A 15,200-nucleotide genomic window follows, 5' to 3' on the forward strand; every position below is an offset into this window, starting at 1 on the left:
ATAATGCGGTTATTTTTATGAATATGTATGCTTAATAGGTCATCTTTCTATGATGAATTGAGGTGGAGTAATTTACTCCAGTGCATTAGATCAATTATTAAGATATGCTGTAAGAAAAGAAGAAATGGGAGGGAATCTGGTAAGGTAACAATGGAAAAGAGGCTTTCCAATGAGGAGGAATGTATTTGAAGAAACGAATTGGCTGTTTACATGCCCATTATTCCAATATAGAGTACATAGAGCGTACTTTCCAAAATGATGAGGATATGGAATTGCTTCATTTTGTAGATCCTGGAGTCATGCAGCAAGTATCAAAAGGAATGGGTGATGTAGCTCGTAAGGTTAAGGAACAAATCGAATGGATAGCTAGCTGTGATGTGGATGCTATTTTAATAACATGTACTAATTATATTGCCTTGTTACAGGATGATGCTACTGTCGATCCATCAATTCCCATAATAAAGATTGATGAGCTATATTTTGAAAGCATATGTAACGTACAACAACCTATAACCATTCTTTTTACAAATCCTATGACCGTTGAAGGAACAATGGCTAGACTTCACCAATATGCTAAGCATCATGAAAAATCAGTAACTGTCGTGGCAAAAGTCATTGAGCATACATTTGACCTCATTATGCAGGGAAAAAAGGAAGCCTACAGTGATGCCATTTTACAGACTCTGCTTTCATTAACTGATGAACAAAGGTTGATCTCTGTAGCGCAGCTTTCAATGGTAGATGCCGCACAACAATTTGAAGAGCAAACAGCTATATCAGTTATCCATCCATTAAAGCCATTAGTAGCTGTTGTTAAAAAATCTCTAGGCATTTAGCATTTTAATTTACTGAATTATCTGTAATAATTTAATAAAGAAAACGGTTTATAAGAAATGGGGGGGATGTTATGAAACGATTTGTACTGTTAGGTGTTCTATTGTTACTCGTAGTAGGCTGTGCAGATAAAGAGAACATAACAATGCCAGAGGGTATACCTGATTTTGTACAGGAAAGTGATTTTTCCTCGATTGATTGGAGTCGTAAAGCAGTTGAGTTCGGCGATAGGGGCATCATTGGTAATGCTAATAAATCGGGAGTCATTGGTGCTGATATGCCAAGCTTAAGTACACAAAAGTGGATGTGGCATCTATGGGGAATGGATGACAGTGGTAGTACAGAGTTAACGGTTGTAGGTTATCATAAAGAAACAAAGGCCATCCAGCCAATTTTAGTAGATGGATGGAGCATTGTGCTTGGTGGGCCAGTAAATGGAGCAGATGCTCATGCACCCTCTAGTGTAAAAATCCCTAAGCCTGGTGAATGGGCTCTCTTGCTGTATACGAACGGGAATTACTTTGATACGTTGATATATGATAATCGTCAATAATTGGCAAGTACTTCTTGTAAGTTATAATACTACCGTTAAAAGGATAGAAAACACAATTGATACGGAGGAGAACAATATGACAGATCTACAATATCCTATTGGACAGTTTCAATTACCAAAAGAGGTTACTTCACAGCAGGTAAAAGAATGGATTGACGACATTCGTTTATTACCAATGCAGCTTGCAGAGGCCTTGAATGGAGCAAGTGAGCAAGCATTGGTAAAAACCTACCGAGAAAATGGTTGGACAGTTAAACAGCTAGTCCATCATATTGCCGACAGCCACATGAATAGCTATATCCGTTTTAAGCTAGCCCTAACAGAGGACGTCCCAACCATTAAACCATACAATGAAGCGGAATGGGCACAGCTACCAGATTCTGCAATGCCAGTAGCAACTTCTTATAATTTAATAGAAAATTTACATGAACGTTGGGTTTACTTGCTAAGTAACTTAAAAGATGAGCAATTACAACGAGCATTCAATCATCCTGATTCAGGACTGACAACACTGGAGCAAGCAATCGGTTTATATGCTTGGCATGGTAAGCATCATTTGGCACATATTCAGTTTGCTTTGGGGGCATAAAAAATAGGCGATTTTTTTGCAAATCGCCTATTATACAATATTTCACGATTTTTCACTTTTTAAGGATGCTGATTATAATAATAATTATTTACATTCACTTATACAATATTGATTCCTGCACTTGCGTTACCAGTAACAGTAGCTACAACCCCTGATGTAGTAACGGAGAACACCATTAGTAAACGATCACCAGTACTTACTGGCACGGATACGTTTGCATTACCGCTTACAATTGTACCTGGTGCTATTGCTAAAGCTGGTAAAGTTGGTAGCAAATCAACAAACGCTGCAGTTGGACTGAAAACATTACTTCCTTGAACTGCACGGTAAATTTGTGCTCTGACTGTTGCTGTTCCAGTTAAAGTTAAAGCACCAACTGTCGCGAGTGTAGCAGAAATAGATGTAATAGTACCTGGGCGTGGAACTGTAAACGCTTCTGTAGTACCAGCAGCTGTTAAATCAATATTAACACCAGCAAGAGAGACACCAGGAACAGATGTACCGAATCCTACAAGACTTACAGTATCTACTAAACCAGTAGCGAGCGATACTAAAACAACAGGAACTATCCCTGAAGAAAATGGGATAATCGCACCTGTAGCTACTGGTGGAGTAATACATGCCGCATCAATACCGATAAATGGCCCAAGCGCAGTACAGTCACCATTACCATGACAATTACCAGAGCAACCACACATTGAATTATTTAAACACATTGTTACACCCCCTTTCTTCATTATTCTATTCATATGGGAAAGGAGGGTAAGGGCAAATATCTACTTCACCTATAAATTCAATGATTTCTGAAAGTCAGCTTTTATTTGAAACATAAAGACATCCACCATGTAATTTTCATACGTAGTGGATGTTTTATAGAAGGATAAATTTAACTCCATCTTTTAAAGAAATTGAAAAATGAGTTCTTTCCCTTCTTATTTTCTTCTTCGATCGGCTTATTTACAAGGTCAGACTGCTTACTTTCTTCCTCGATCAGTTCATTTACAGGTTCGGGTTGCTTATTTTCTTCCTCAATCGGCCTAATTACAGGTTCGGGTTGCTTATTTTCTTCCTCAATCGGCTTAATTACAGGTTCAGGTTGCCTATTCGCTTCTTCGAGGGATGGATGAATCTCAAACGTTGTTCCAGCTTGATATACTTCAACATATTCTTCTGTTTCCAATGAAGGGGAGTGATGTGTGTTTACAGGCATTTCTACATTTTTTGAAATGACTTGGTTGATATCCTCGCTAGGTAGCTCCAATATAGCTTGTTCTAACGACTCATTAGATACTTCTGGCATCTCAAGACGGTTATGTTCACTTTCTGTTTTCACAACCTCGATAGGAGCATCTAACGTTTCCGTTTTAGTGCTTTCCGCTTCAAGAACAATAGAAGATTCTAAATGTTCATTCTCGATATTTTCTTCACTAGAAGTTTGCTGCAATGGATCATAAACACTTACTGGAACTTCCTTTGCATCCGTGGCATTTTTAAAATGGAAGGTGGATTCAACTGTCGTGTTTCTGTATAAACCATTATATATTTGGCTCGGGTGCGTATTGATTGATTGAAAATATTGCTGATTAAAATGCCGCTCTTCAGGTTTAGTTGCCTGTATATCATGGTGAGGAGAGGGGCCGCCATTATTTACATTTAGTTGGTGCTTTTTAGCTTTACCAGCAAAATTCTGTAGTAGTCTATAAGATGGTTGTGCTGTTGTAATCGTAGTTTGATCTGCTGTCTGTGTCATTCTAGGTTGTCTTGGTAATAGCGCAGCCGAAGTGTGAGAAGGCATTTCAATGGAGGGAGGAATAGTTGTTGTATCAGCAGTTACTAATTTGTTTAAAACCGCTAAAATCTCTTGATTCATTCCTTCAATCGTATGATTCAGAGACTCAAGCTGTAGTGATAGAAGCTTTATTTGTTCATCATAGCCTTTTATATACGAATTTTGTTTAGTATCTAATGTTTCTGTAATCCCTTCTAAATGAGCCATCTGCATTTTTAGCCCATCAAACTCTTGCTTCATATAAAGAAAATCTTCAATTGACGTCCCCTTTTTTAATGTAGTTAACGATTCTCTATAGGCATCGATTTTTTGCTTTAAATTTTCAATTTCTTGAGTGGTATACAATTTTGACTCTTCCATTGTAGTTCACCCCTTTCAATCCATTATTAGTTTATTAAAAATACTGACTTTCTGTTACAAATATACCGGTCCTTCCAACATTTTTGTTCGTACCATTAAAGAGAAAACTGTATGTAAAAATGATCTTAGTCGATTTTGATAAATATCCAATGTAACTATTTGTTAGCCCATACACTTATAGCTGAAAAACATATGCTACAAACGAAAGATAAAAATTTTATGGAGGTGTCAAAAGGATGCAAGAGCATATGCCATCCCAGGCGCAAGAACTAATTTGTATAAATGTTGACAAGGTATATGACTGGATTGTAAAAGAAATGTCATTCGATATTTCACCTACAGGGCCAATTACATTCCCAGGCGTAACTGCAGCGACTGATCTAACTGGTGCTATTGTTACTTGTAGAGTAATTCCAGCAGCTACTAATCCAATTGTGATCCTGAACCGTGAGAATCGTCAATTCTCCATTGATGGATCAACTGTTTGTTTGCAACATTTAAATATTCAAAAGAACTTTGTTCTAACGATTGTCGTTACTTTACCAACAGGCGCTGTTTTCACAAGCGCTGATATTCCGGTTTCTCGCTGTGAACAAGTGACATTATGTGCACCAAAAGGGACAGACGTAGAAATCTTATACACAGATTTAGATTGCTTCGTATGTACAACTGGAACACTTACAGCTGCTGCAGGTGCAATTACGTTCTCTGCGTTGACAATTACTGTTGCTGTTTGTCAAAGTATTCAATCTACATTCCCAGTTACTGTGGAATTCTTAGCAACTTTCTGCGAACCAAGAGCAGACTTACCATTCTCATGTCCAACTGCGGTTCGTCCACAACAATGCCCTGTTATTTTCCCACCTATGGGTTAATGGTGCTAACAAATAGAAGAAAGTCATATCATGAAGAGAGGGTTATCCTCTCTTTTTTTATTTTGTCGTGTTAGCGAGTCATATGGTTCTCTAAGAGTTGAAGAGATGCTTTGTAAGTAAATAACAACAAGGAGGTACGAAGTGACAAAACGTATAGAAGACAAGATACTGGCACTAAAAGAACAAACAAACGCCTATGTTCATGAAATTAAGCAGTTGGTTGGGGAGTTGACAATTCCAAACAGGTTTAGCCTCATTAGTTATTTTACAACCTCATTCAATATTTCCTATAATCCTGAGCAAGAGAGTTTATGTTTAGGCTCCTATCATATTCGCAACATCGGTAGTACAGCCATTACAAACCCCTATTTGTGCATAACAGTACCTAAGGATTCTCCATTTTATTTTTCTGGGAGATATGTTCATGAAAATTTCACACCAAATTTGAAGACACAAGGGCAAATTAATTGGGAACGATTTAATGATAAGTTAAGCAAAGAAGAGTATTGGCTGAGACCAGTAGGGAAGACAACAATTGAGCCCAATGAAACCATTTCATTTACTAATTTTCAAATAAAATGGTCCCATAATTTATCGTATTCTGGCACTATTATGGGCTTTACATATTGCGATCAGCTAACAGATGGTGTTGTTGTTTTAAATCCTATTAACCTTAATGGTATCGGTCAAGCACAGGAGGATGACAATGAAGGATGATCAAAAGCAAGAGTACAGTAGTGTAACTCAACAACTTTTAAAGGAGCAACTCAATCGGCGTAATGAACAAGATAATAGCTTTGCGTTTCTTGAAAAAAGTACATTACATCAATTAATGGCCTATTTGGTCTCAGGTGAAAAGAAAAATACTGGACAAAATGATATCCCAGAACTAGAAGCAAAGTTGATGAAGCAATTAGATGAAATACTAGAGGATAGTAAAGCACAGTTTGAAGAGGTGGTTGATTTGTTAAAAAGTTATTCGGGATAGGGGTGTGACGATGGAAAATGATATTGTGAAAAACAATGATCCAATACAGCTCCAACAAATGATTATTTTTTTAAGGGCAGAGTTAGCTAAGTATAAAAATGAAGTAAAAAGACTAAGGGACAGTGATTATTACGCATTGGTACTACGACTTGAACGAGAGAATGTACAATTAACAAGGCTTAGAAAAGAACTTTCGATGGAGCTTTTAAAGTTGAAGAGAGACTTTGATAAGGAGCTGCAGGCATATGATGAAGAGATTCAAAAGCGAGAAGTCCAAAGAAAAAAACAAATTGCATCAATAGAGTCTTTATTAAAGGAAATCGCTGAATTGCGGGCTGAAAATAAATTATTAAAGGAAAGCCAAAAAGTTTCGAATGAAGCTACAATTGATATTGACTATAAAGCGATTGTCGGAGGGCTTGAAAAAAAATTAAGCGACTTTACATCAGCAGCAGGTAGTCATATGGAAAAAATGATAGAGGTCTTGGAAAAATCATATAGAGACAAAATAGAAACAGATAGCCTTCATCAACACTTGATAAAAGAGTTGGAGAGGAAAAATTCAGAGATTGAAAGATTATCAAATGAAATGGAAAAACAAACTAATGATATGAATAAGGAAATGAAAAAGTCCATTCATATGGAGGAGCAAATAGATTACAGATTACGTATACTCGATGAATTAGATCAAAAATTAAATGAGCTGGCATTAGAAATCAATAGAGAGCGGGTATAGCTATGAATTTATACAGACTGTTTCAAAATGTTTACTTTTGAAACAGTCATTTTTATTCTGGAATGGAATCCTCTCAATGCGGTTCTCGAACCGCTCAGAAGGTAGGTGAACCCGCTCAAAGGTAGGGCATAGCCGCTCGAAAGGATGGTGAACCCGCTCAAAGGTAGGGCATAACCGCTCAGAAGGATGGTGAACCCGCTCAAAGAAAGGTCATAGCCGCTCGAAAGTATGGAGAATCCGCTCAAAGGTAGGGCATAACCGCTCGAAAGGATGGTGAACCCGCTCAAAGAAAGGTCATAGCCGCTCGAAAGGATGGAGAATCCGCTCAAAGGTAGGGCATAACCGCTCGAAAGGATGGTGAACCCGCTCAAAGGTAGGGCATAACCGCTCAGAAGGATGGTGAACCCGCTCAAAGGTAGGCCATAACCGCTCGAAAGGATGGAGAATCCGCTCAAAGGTAGGGCATAACCGCTCGAAAGGATGGTGAACCCGCTCAAAGGTAGGGCATAACCGCTCAAAAGGATGGTGAACCCGCTCAAAGAAAGGTCATAACCCCTCAAAAAGAAGATGAACCCGCTCAAAGAAGGCATCAACCATCTAAAGGAATCTGCTCAAAAGAAGGATAACCTTAATCCCTAACGGTTACTTTCTTCAAATTACTTCGTTTCTCTGTGTAGTGTCTTGCGTTTTAAGCGAGGAGAGTACTTTTTTAGCTCCAACCTTTCAGGGTTATTACGTTTGTTTTTAGTTGTTATATAGTTTTTATCACCTGTTTCGGTGCAGGCTAATGTTACTTGTACACGCATAAATAGGCCTCCTTTTAAATAGTAATGATTACGATTTAATTATTGTATTTAAGATTAAATATTGTCAAGTTTATTTTTGAAGGTAATAAAAAGCTTTGCATTTTTCAATATTGTATGTTTAAATTACAAATTGTAAATAGTAATAATTACGATTTAGGGAGTTGTAAACATGACAAAGAGAATTCCTGTTACTGTATTAAGTGGGTATTTAGGATCCGGTAAAACGACGATGATGAACCATGTATTGCAGAATAAGAAAGATTTACGTGTTGCTGTTATCGTCAATGATATGAGTGAAATTAATATTGATGCTGGGCTTATTGCGAATGGTAGCGGTATTTCACGAACGGAAGAAAAATTTGTGGAGCTATCCAATGGCTGTATTTGTTGTACATTACGAGAGGATTTATTGCAGGAGGTGGAACGTCTCGCTAAACTTGGTAATATTGATTATATATTGATCGAATCAACAGGGATTAGTGAGCCAATACCCGTGGCACAAACATTTAGTTACTTAGACGAGGAGCTAGGAATTGATTTAACGAAATTTTGTCAATTGGATACGATGGTTACGGTTGTAGATGCACATCGCTTTTGGCATGATTTTCAGTCAGGGGAAAGCTTGTTGGAGCGGAAGGAAGCAGTTGGCGAATTAGATGAGCGTGATGTTGCAGACCTGCTTATTGATCAAATTGAATTTTGTGATGTCCTTGTGGTAAATAAGTGTGATTTAGTATCTGTGGAAGAGCTTGAACGATTAGAACGTATTTTGCGTGCGCTGCAGCCCGAAGCAAAACTGATTCGTACAACAAACGGTGTTCTTGATCCAGTTGACATATTAAATACAGGTCGCTTTGACTTTGAGCGTGTATCAGAATCAGCTGGTTGGTTAAAGGAGTTAGAACTGGGCCATGAGAATCATACGCCAGAGACAGAGGAATATGGGATTTCTTCGTTTACTTATAAACGCAAAAGACCATTCCATCCTTTGCGATTTGTTGAGTGGTGTGATCAAATGCCAGACTCGATCGTACGAGCAAAGGGGATTATTTGGAGTGCAAGACACCAGGATGTTGCGTTATTACTATCACAAGCAGGATCATCTGCAAAAATTGAACCTGTTTCATATTGGGTAGCAGCTTTGTCTAGTACTCAGCAACAGGATGTATTCCAACAAAGTCCAGAAGTGTTGGAGGATTGGGATGAGGAGTTCGGAGATCGATTGACTCAGCTTGTTATGATTGGTATTGATCTAGATAAAGAGGAGATTATCAAACAGTTAGACAGCTGCTTATTAACAGATGAAGAATTTCGTAACCCATGGGAGCTTCTACAAGATCCGTTTAACTGGGAATGGCATTAATAAGAAAAGAAGATTTCGGTTAAGACTCCGAAATCTTCTTTTGGAATACGTTATTATAATTTGTTGCATCTCGCAATGCCTTTTCTTCTATAGGGATTCGTACAGAGAGCATTGTAATGTTTAGTAATGTAAAGCAAAACGCGGTAAAGTAAGCTTGAAACATAATCGGTAAAAGGAGAATTTCCAAACAAACGACAGCATAATTTGGGTGACGCATATATTCATATGGACCTTTACGAACAACTTGAGCATCAGGTAATATGAGGATTTTTGTATTCCAAAAAGTCCCTAAGGAGCGAATACACCAGATCCGTAATGCCTGAACAGCTATAAATAATATAAAAAATAATGGAAATAAGGGCGAGAGACCATTGTTATTTGTAACGACTTCCACAATTAAAAACAAGAAAAAACTAATATGCATAGTAACCATATACGGGTAGTGAGAAGCACCTTCTTCATAAGCTCCTTGTGAAAGCATCCACTTCTCATTGCGCTTGGCAATGACTACTTCTGTCAGTCTTTGTAGAATGACAAGAGTTAAAATTAGATAGAAGATCATGTTACTCCCTCCAGTTTAATAATACAGCTTCTGCACAAAAACCAGGGCCAAGAGCGACGAGTAAACCTGTATCCTCCACTTGTCCTTCATGTAGCATAAATTGCTCTAATACATATAACACTGTTGGTGATGACATGTTGCCATGGTGGCGTAATATTTCCCGAGAAATGTCGGTTTTTTGGGAAGAAAGATAAAGTGTGTCCTCATATGCTTGTAATACTTTTTTTCCTCCAGGATGAGCAATGAAATGAGTAAGTTGTTCGCTGTACATTCCTTGTTCCATTAAAAATTGTTCAATGAAAGGTCCTAGCCAATTGGTGATAATGGCAGGAATACTTTTTTGAAAGATGACATGGAGCCCATTATTTTTAACATCCCATCCCATGACACTTTCTGAATCTGGCATCCATTTAGAGCCTGTAGCTAGAATAGTAGGGGACGGAACTTTTGTGTCTATTGCTATTTCATCTCCGCAAATGAGAATACAAGCGGCACCATCTGCAAAAAGTGATGCACCGATTAAATTACTTTTAGAATAATCATTTGGCTGAAAAGTGAGGCTACATAACTCAACACAAACAACAAGCACCTTCGCATGGGGATGTGCTTTACAAAAATCATAAGCTCTACTAATTCCAGCTGCTCCACCTGCGCAGCCAAGCCCCCAAAGTGGAATACGTTTAAGTCGATCTGAAAAGGTAAGCTTGTTCATAACACGCGCATCAATGCTAGGTGTTGAAATGCCCGTACTACTAACAAAAATAATGGCATCAATTTCTTCGGGAGAAATTGGGGAAAATAAAAAGGCGTTATTTTCTAAACACGCTTGGATGACGTTCACGCTATATTGTGTAGCTAATTCAATATATAATTCGTTACGTTCCTCAAAAGAGTGATTCGTACGATGCCATTCTGGTGGTACACAAAAATGTCGTGTGTCGATACCACCATTTTCAAAAACCTTTAAATATCGCTCTAGTTTTGGGATTTTTGCATAGAAAAGCTCTTTCGTTAGTTCCTCTGCATTTGCTTGCTGTAATGTGTAGGGCGGTTGATGTGTGCTAATAGAAATGATTTTAGGCAATCCAACATCTCCTCGCAGTTAGTGGTCTTGTTCATTCTATGCGTTGAGGATTGGAATAAATGCTTATAAAATTGGAATTGACAATTTCTGAAAATTTAGCTATATTAATAACAACAAAATGGAAAGTAGGTGATGTGACATGATGAATAGATCTGTTTTTAGTGAACTGCAATTCGGTTTGTTCAATTTCACACGCCTAAACTATACAACATGACACCGTGCTATAGCTCGGAGTATTTGTGTACCTTTTAAACGTGCCTGTGAAACCTTGTAACTGCCGAATTGCAGATACAAGGTTTTTTTATCGTGGTCCCAAATTGCTGAACCGCGATATAGCCTATGGTGTAAGTGTCAATTGCAATTACGCTAAAAGGCATCATGATATGTACGTTTAGGAGGAAATTAAATTGAAATTAACAACATTAGGTTTTACAACTTATTTTGAAGAGCAAATGATAGAAATGAAAAAACAGCCAAAACTGAAAAACTGTGTGCCTGCAAGGGTTACCTTAGAACATAAACATTCTTATCGTGTGTTGGCCGAAGAGGGAGAATGGCTAGCGACAATTGCTGGTCATTATGCCTATACGTCTTTAGCTCGTGAGGACTATCCTGCGGTTGGTGATTGGGTACTAGTAGAGAAAATGCCAGGTGAGGAACGAGCGATCATTCATCAATTATTCCAGCGCAAGTCTGTCTTTTCACGTAAAGTGGCAGGTCAAGAAATTCAAGAGCAGATTGTCGCATCGAATGTCGATATTGTATTACTTGTTATGAGCTTGAATGCGGATTTTAATATTCGACGTATGGAACGCTATTTAGTGGCCGCATGGGATTCAGGTGCAAAGCCTGTTATTGTACTGACAAAAGCGGATTTATGTGAGGATGTTGCAAGCCTAGTTCAAGAAGTGGAGACCGTGGCATTTGGCGTAGATATTTTTGTAACGAGTGCTTTATCTGGTGAAGGATTAATGGAGATTCAGGCATTATTTCAAGAAGGAGTGACGGGGGCGTTACTGGGCTCTTCAGGGGCAGGTAAATCAACATTAACGAATGCATTATGTGGAGAAATGCTGATGAAGGTAGCGGGTATTCGTGAGGATGATGCTAAAGGACGTCATACAACGACACATCGAGAGTTAGTAATGTTACCTACTGGAGGCTGTTTGATTGATACGCCAGGAATGCGAGAACTTCAATTATGGGATCAAGGTGATAGCTTGGCGTCGAGCTTTCAAGATATTGAAGAACTAGCAACAGCTTGCCGCTATCGTGATTGCACCCATCAAACAGAGCCTTATTGTGCAGTACAGCAAGCTATTATAGATGGTGATTTGGACCAATATCGTCTGCAGAGCTACTTTAAGCTACAACGAGAATTGGCTTAAATCGAACGTAAAACAAATGCCCAGGCAAAGCTTGAGGAACAGCGTAAGTGGAAGCAAATTACAAAGGGATTGAAAAAAAGAAATAAATAATCATTAGGAGCACTTCTATGACAGTTCAACATATCAATCATTTACTATTTTCGGTTTCTAATTTAGAGGAATCCATCGCTTTTTATGAAAATGTTTTCGATGCTAAGCTATTAGTAAAGGGGAAGACTACAGCCTATTTTGATGTAAATGGGCTGTGGCTTGCCCTTAATGTAGAAAAGGATATACCGCGCAATGATATCCAGCATTCCTACACACATATTGCCTTTACGATCTCTGAGGATGACTTTGATCAAATGTATGATAGATTAGTGCAATTAAAGGTTAATATTTTAGCAGGTAGAGAAAGAGACGAAAAGGATAAAAAATCGATTTACTTTACGGACCCTGATGGCCATAAATTTGAATTTCATACGGGAACTTTGCAAGACCGTTTGAGTTATTATAAGAAGGAAAAGCTGCATATGGAGTTTTTTGATCATTAATCAAGGAGTGATTCAATGAATAAAGCGTTTATTTTTGATATGGACGGTACATTATTTCAAACCAATCTCATTTTAGAGCCTGCACTTGATGCAACATTTGATGTACTACGTTCAAAGGGCTTATGGCAGGGAGAAACGCCGATAGAAAAGTATCGAGAAATTATGGGTGTACCATTACCTGTTGTCTGGGAAACATTATGTCCTATGCATTCGGTAGAAATACGTGAAGAGAGTAATGTCTTATTTCATGTAAAGTTGATTGAGCAAATACGTAATCGTAAAGGGGCATTGTATCCACATGCTGAACAAGCCCTTGCAGCATTGTCAGAGAATTATCCGTTATACATAGCGAGTAATGGGCAGGTTGACTATTTACAGGCAATTGTTGAAACATATCAATTAGGACGCTTTATAAAGGGAATATATAGCATTCAATCTATTGCAAGTGGTCATAAATCCGATTTGGTCAAAAAGGTAATAATTGAAAATGGAGTACAGATCGGAGCAGTAGTAGGAGATCGATCTTCTGATATTCAGGCTGCACATGACAATCAGCTACTGTCGATAGGCGTTCGTTTTGACTTTGCGCAAGATAACGAATTAGCGAAGGCCGATATTGTCATAGAGGATTTAACAGCATTATTAAACATAACGCTAGATTAATTACCTACAAACATTCCTCCCTCAACTTTTGGTGAAGGGCTGCTATAACGACAATCATTGCAATCTCGCACAAGAAAGAGTAAAATAGTGCCAATCCTATAAGAAAAGCATTGAAAAGGAAAAGTAAATTGGACTAGCATTTTGTAGAGAGCCTCTGTTGGTGGAAATGAGGTAAATGACCCCTTTTGAAAATGACCTTTGAGCTTCGTACCGAAAGCTTTTTAGCAAGTAGATTACGACGAGATGGGCACTCGTTACAACAGCGGCAGTATCTTTTATTTATTGAATGAGACGTACTGATAGAGGCAAATAGTGTGAGCTATTTGTAAATATAGGTGGTAACACGGGTATACTCGTCCTAATCAGATTTGATTAGGGCGATTTTTTTTACTATTTTTTATGTGAGGGGAGCAATTTAGAATGACAATTGTTATTGGAGGAGCTTGGCCGTATGCAAATGGCTCTTTGCATTTAGGTCATGTTGCCGCATTATTACCAGGTGATATTTTGGCTAGATATTACCGACAAAAAGGCGAGCAGGTGTTATATGTATCGGGCAGTGATTGTAATGGCACGCCTATTTCAATTCGTGCAGCACAAGAAAATACTACAACAGAGGCTATTGCCAATCATTATCATGATGAATTTACAAGATGTTTCAATGACTTAGGATTTACTTATGATTTATACACAAGAACGGACGCAGAGCATCATCATGAATCGGTTAAGGCTTTATTTTTACAGCTGCTTGCTAACAATTTCTTATACAAGAAAAAAATTGAACAGGCTTACTGTGAGACAGATAAGCAATTTTTACCGGATCGTTTTGTCGAAGGGATATGCCCGAATTGTGGTGCGAAGGCAAGAGGTGACCAGTGTGATAACTGCTCAGAAATTTTAGATCCGCTAGATTTAATTGATAAGCGCTGCAAAATTTGTGGGAATGAGCCAGTGATTAGAGAGACAAAACATTTTTATTTTACCTTTAGTCAATTTCAAGGAAGGCTCGAGTCTTATTTAGCGGAAGCGAAGGCAGAAAAGCGTTGGCGGGATAATGCTATAGGATTGACGGAGCGCTATTTGGCAGAGGGAGTCCCTGACCGAGCGGTAACAAGAGATTTACCAAATGGTATAGATGTTCCAGTGCCTGGCTTTGAGGGGAAAAAGATATATGTTTGGATTGAAGCAGTTGCAGGGTATTTAACAGCCAGTCTAGAATGGGCAAAAGAGCATCAAATAGCAATAGAAGACTTATGGAATGAAGAAACCATTTCGTATTATGTCCATGGTAAAGATAATATTCCTTTCCATACGGTTATTTGGCCTGCAATTTTAATGGGAATCGGAGCTAAGGCTTTACCAACACATATCGTATCGAATGAATATTTAACATTAGAAAAACGCAAATTATCTACTAGTCAAAATTGGGCTGTGTGGGTACCTTATATTCTAAGTCGCTATGATGCGGATTCTATTCGTTACTTTTTAACAATAAATGCGCCAGAAAACCGTGATACTGATTTTTCATGGCGCGAATTTATTTATAGCCATAACGGTGAACTACTAGGAGCCTATGGTAATTTTGTGAACCGTACATTGAAGTTTATTGAGAAATCATTCTCTTGTCAGGTGCCACAAGCGGAAGTGGATAGCGACATTCGTAAACAAACGATTCAGCTATTTAATGAAGCTGGTACTCTTATAGAGGCTGGTCATTTCAAACAGGCGTTAGAGACTATTTTTGAGTATATTCGAGGGGCTAATCGCTATTTTGACGAACAACAGCCATGGCTACAGGTAAAAGAAAATGTGAAGGCTGGCAATCATACATTAGCAACCTGCGTCTATATTATTGCTAATCTAGGCCAGCTACTACATCCGTTTCTACCGTTTTCGGCTGAGAAAATAAGAAACATGTTAGGCATCAATGATATGATGTGGCATGAACAAGTGGAACTGCCTGCAATCATTCAAGATGTGACGCCATTGTTTGAACGTCTAGATGTAGAGCGAATTGATGAGGAGTATCAAAAATTAGTGAGGGACAGTCTCTAGCATCAAAAAGCAGTATGACTCT

General features: G+C 38.3%; 17 protein-coding genes, 1 pseudogene and 1 other annotated feature. Of the genes and pseudogenes, 12 read left to right on the forward strand and 6 right to left on the reverse strand.

Features of this window, described 5'->3' with window-relative positions; all coding sequences use genetic code 11:
- Window positions 1–179 precede the first annotated feature (179 nt).
- The 3 genes from ABC382_RS17160 (at window position 180) to ABC382_RS17170 (ending at window position 1,976) form a co-directional block, all read left to right on the forward strand.
- Complete coding sequence (locus ABC382_RS17160; protein ID WP_322610563.1) at window positions 180–836, forward strand: hypothetical protein; 657 nt, start codon at window positions 180–182, stop codon at window positions 834–836.
- A gap of 71 nt (window positions 837–907) precedes the next feature.
- Window positions 908–1,387: a DUF4871 domain-containing protein gene (locus tag ABC382_RS17165; RefSeq protein WP_412926978.1), complete on the forward strand. Its 480-nt coding sequence runs from the start codon at window positions 908–910 to the stop codon at window positions 1,385–1,387.
- A 76-nt stretch (window positions 1,388–1,463) separates the two neighbouring features.
- Complete coding sequence (locus ABC382_RS17170) at window positions 1,464–1,976, forward strand: YfiT family bacillithiol transferase (RefSeq protein ID WP_322610565.1); 513 nt, start codon at window positions 1,464–1,466, stop codon at window positions 1,974–1,976.
- A gap of 98 nt (window positions 1,977–2,074) precedes the next feature.
- On the opposite strand, the gene ABC382_RS17175 is transcribed toward ABC382_RS17170, so the two are convergent.
- Entirely contained in the window at window positions 2,075–2,692 is a 618-nt protein-coding gene (locus tag ABC382_RS17175) for an exosporium glycoprotein BclB-related protein (protein ID WP_322610566.1), read from the reverse strand.
- Window positions 2,693–2,862: 170 nt separating this feature from the next.
- A complete protein-coding gene (locus ABC382_RS17180; RefSeq protein ID WP_322610567.1) occupies window positions 2,863–4,125 on the reverse strand; it encodes a hypothetical protein in 1,263 nt (420 codons plus the stop codon).
- A 236-nt stretch (window positions 4,126–4,361) separates the two neighbouring features.
- Between ABC382_RS17180 and ABC382_RS17185 the strand changes: the two genes are divergently transcribed.
- From ABC382_RS17185 to ABC382_RS17200, 4 genes are all read left to right on the forward strand, one after another.
- Entirely contained in the window at window positions 4,362–5,000 is a 639-nt protein-coding gene (locus ABC382_RS17185) for a BMQ_0737 family morphogenetic spore coat protein (RefSeq protein WP_322610568.1), read from the forward strand.
- Between the two features lie 141 nt (window positions 5,001–5,141).
- Window positions 5,142–5,717: a hypothetical protein gene (locus ABC382_RS17190; RefSeq protein WP_322610569.1), complete on the forward strand. Its 576-nt coding sequence runs from the start codon at window positions 5,142–5,144 to the stop codon at window positions 5,715–5,717.
- On the forward strand, window positions 5,707–5,988 hold the full coding sequence (locus ABC382_RS17195; protein WP_322610570.1) for a hypothetical protein: 282 nt from the start codon (window positions 5,707–5,709) through the stop codon (window positions 5,986–5,988). The genes ABC382_RS17190 and ABC382_RS17195 overlap by 11 nt, the downstream gene beginning before the upstream one ends.
- 10 nt (window positions 5,989–5,998) lie before the next feature.
- Window positions 5,999–6,724, forward strand: a complete 726-nt coding sequence (locus ABC382_RS17200) for a hypothetical protein (protein ID WP_322610571.1) — start codon at window positions 5,999–6,001, stop codon at window positions 6,722–6,724.
- A gap of 8 nt (window positions 6,725–6,732) precedes the next feature.
- Here ABC382_RS17200 and ABC382_RS17205 read toward each other — a convergent pair whose 3' ends face one another.
- Together ABC382_RS17205 and rpmG are read right to left on the reverse strand one after the other, a co-directional pair.
- A complete protein-coding gene (locus ABC382_RS17205; protein ID WP_412926979.1) occupies window positions 6,733–7,305 on the reverse strand; it encodes a hypothetical protein in 573 nt (190 codons plus the stop codon).
- A 75-nt stretch (window positions 7,306–7,380) separates the two neighbouring features.
- Entirely contained in the window at window positions 7,381–7,530 is a 150-nt protein-coding gene (gene rpmG, locus ABC382_RS17210) for a 50S ribosomal protein L33 (protein WP_274794800.1), read from the reverse strand.
- Between the two features lie 169 nt (window positions 7,531–7,699).
- Between rpmG and ABC382_RS17215 the strand changes: the two genes are divergently transcribed.
- Window positions 7,700–8,893 (forward strand): GTP-binding protein, encoded by a 1,194-nt coding sequence (locus ABC382_RS17215; RefSeq protein WP_312507011.1) that lies wholly within the window; start codon window positions 7,700–7,702, stop codon window positions 8,891–8,893.
- Between the two features lie 19 nt (window positions 8,894–8,912).
- On the opposite strand, the gene ABC382_RS17220 is transcribed toward ABC382_RS17215, so the two are convergent.
- Window positions 8,913–9,455: an isoprenylcysteine carboxyl methyltransferase family protein gene (locus ABC382_RS17220; RefSeq protein ID WP_274794798.1), complete on the reverse strand. Its 543-nt coding sequence runs from the start codon at window positions 9,453–9,455 to the stop codon at window positions 8,913–8,915.
- 1 nt (window position 9,456) lies between these two features.
- Window positions 9,457–10,539, reverse strand: coding sequence for a type III polyketide synthase (locus tag ABC382_RS17225; RefSeq protein ID WP_312507010.1), 1,083 nt, complete (start codon window positions 10,537–10,539; stop codon window positions 9,457–9,459).
- A gap of 407 nt (window positions 10,540–10,946) precedes the next feature.
- On the opposite strand from ABC382_RS17225, the pseudogene rsgA reads away from it, so the two are divergent.
- The 4 genes and pseudogenes from rsgA (at window position 10,947) to metG (ending at window position 15,178) form a co-directional block, all read left to right on the forward strand.
- A pseudogene (gene rsgA, locus ABC382_RS17230) lies at window positions 10,947–12,017 on the forward strand (ribosome small subunit-dependent GTPase A).
- Between the two features lie 17 nt (window positions 12,018–12,034).
- Window positions 12,035–12,460 carry a FosM family fosfomycin resistance protein gene (gene fosM / locus ABC382_RS17235; RefSeq protein WP_312507008.1) on the forward strand — a complete coding sequence of 142 codons (426 nt, stop codon included), beginning with the start codon at window positions 12,035–12,037 and terminating at the stop codon, window positions 12,458–12,460.
- A gap of 15 nt (window positions 12,461–12,475) precedes the next feature.
- A complete protein-coding gene (locus tag ABC382_RS17240; protein ID WP_312507007.1) occupies window positions 12,476–13,123 on the forward strand; it encodes an HAD hydrolase-like protein in 648 nt (215 codons plus the stop codon).
- Between the two features lie 101 nt (window positions 13,124–13,224).
- Window positions 13,225–13,487: a binding site (T-box leader), on the forward strand.
- Between the two features lie 56 nt (window positions 13,488–13,543).
- The gene (metG, locus tag ABC382_RS17245) at window positions 13,544–15,178 is read left to right on the forward strand and encodes a methionine--tRNA ligase (protein WP_312507006.1); all 1,635 of its coding nucleotides are present in this window, start codon (window positions 13,544–13,546) and stop codon (window positions 15,176–15,178) included.
- The last annotated feature ends 22 nt before the right edge of the window (window positions 15,179–15,200 follow it).

The sequence above is a fragment of the Lysinibacillus phoenicis genome, assembly GCF_047238325.1.
Classification (GTDB): Bacteria; Bacillota; Bacilli; order Bacillales_A; family Planococcaceae; genus Lysinibacillus; species Lysinibacillus irui.

Excerpts from the sequence above, each read along its gene's own strand:
- ABC382_RS17160 (WP_322610563.1), top strand. The coding sequence starts at position 180 with ATGTATTTGAAGAAACGAATTGGCTGTTTACATGCCCATTATTCCAAT.
- ABC382_RS17175 (WP_322610566.1), bottom strand. The coding sequence starts at position 2,692 with ATGTGTTTAAATAATTCAATGTGTGGTTGCTCTGGTAATTGTCATGGT.
- ABC382_RS17215 (WP_312507011.1), top strand. The coding sequence starts at position 7,700 with ATGACAAAGAGAATTCCTGTTACTGTATTAAGTGGGTATTTAGGATCC.
- metG (WP_312507006.1), top strand. The coding sequence starts at position 13,544 with ATGACAATTGTTATTGGAGGAGCTTGGCCGTATGCAAATGGCTCTTTG.
- ABC382_RS17170 (WP_322610565.1), top strand. The coding sequence starts at position 1,464 with ATGACAGATCTACAATATCCTATTGGACAGTTTCAATTACCAAAAGAG.
- rpmG (WP_274794800.1), bottom strand. The coding sequence starts at position 7,530 with ATGCGTGTACAAGTAACATTAGCCTGCACCGAAACAGGTGATAAAAAC.
- ABC382_RS17240 (WP_312507007.1), top strand. The coding sequence starts at position 12,476 with ATGAATAAAGCGTTTATTTTTGATATGGACGGTACATTATTTCAAACC.
- ABC382_RS17200 (WP_322610571.1), top strand. The coding sequence starts at position 5,999 with ATGGAAAATGATATTGTGAAAAACAATGATCCAATACAGCTCCAACAA.
- ABC382_RS17185 (WP_322610568.1), top strand. The coding sequence starts at position 4,362 with ATGCAAGAGCATATGCCATCCCAGGCGCAAGAACTAATTTGTATAAAT.
- ABC382_RS17220 (WP_274794798.1), bottom strand. The coding sequence starts at position 9,455 with ATGATCTTCTATCTAATTTTAACTCTTGTCATTCTACAAAGACTGACA.
- ABC382_RS17180 (WP_322610567.1), bottom strand. The coding sequence starts at position 4,125 with ATGGAAGAGTCAAAATTGTATACCACTCAAGAAATTGAAAATTTAAAG.
- fosM (WP_312507008.1), top strand. The coding sequence starts at position 12,035 with ATGACAGTTCAACATATCAATCATTTACTATTTTCGGTTTCTAATTTA.
- ABC382_RS17195 (WP_322610570.1), top strand. The coding sequence starts at position 5,707 with ATGAAGGATGATCAAAAGCAAGAGTACAGTAGTGTAACTCAACAACTT.
- ABC382_RS17165 (WP_412926978.1), top strand. The coding sequence starts at position 908 with ATGAAACGATTTGTACTGTTAGGTGTTCTATTGTTACTCGTAGTAGGC.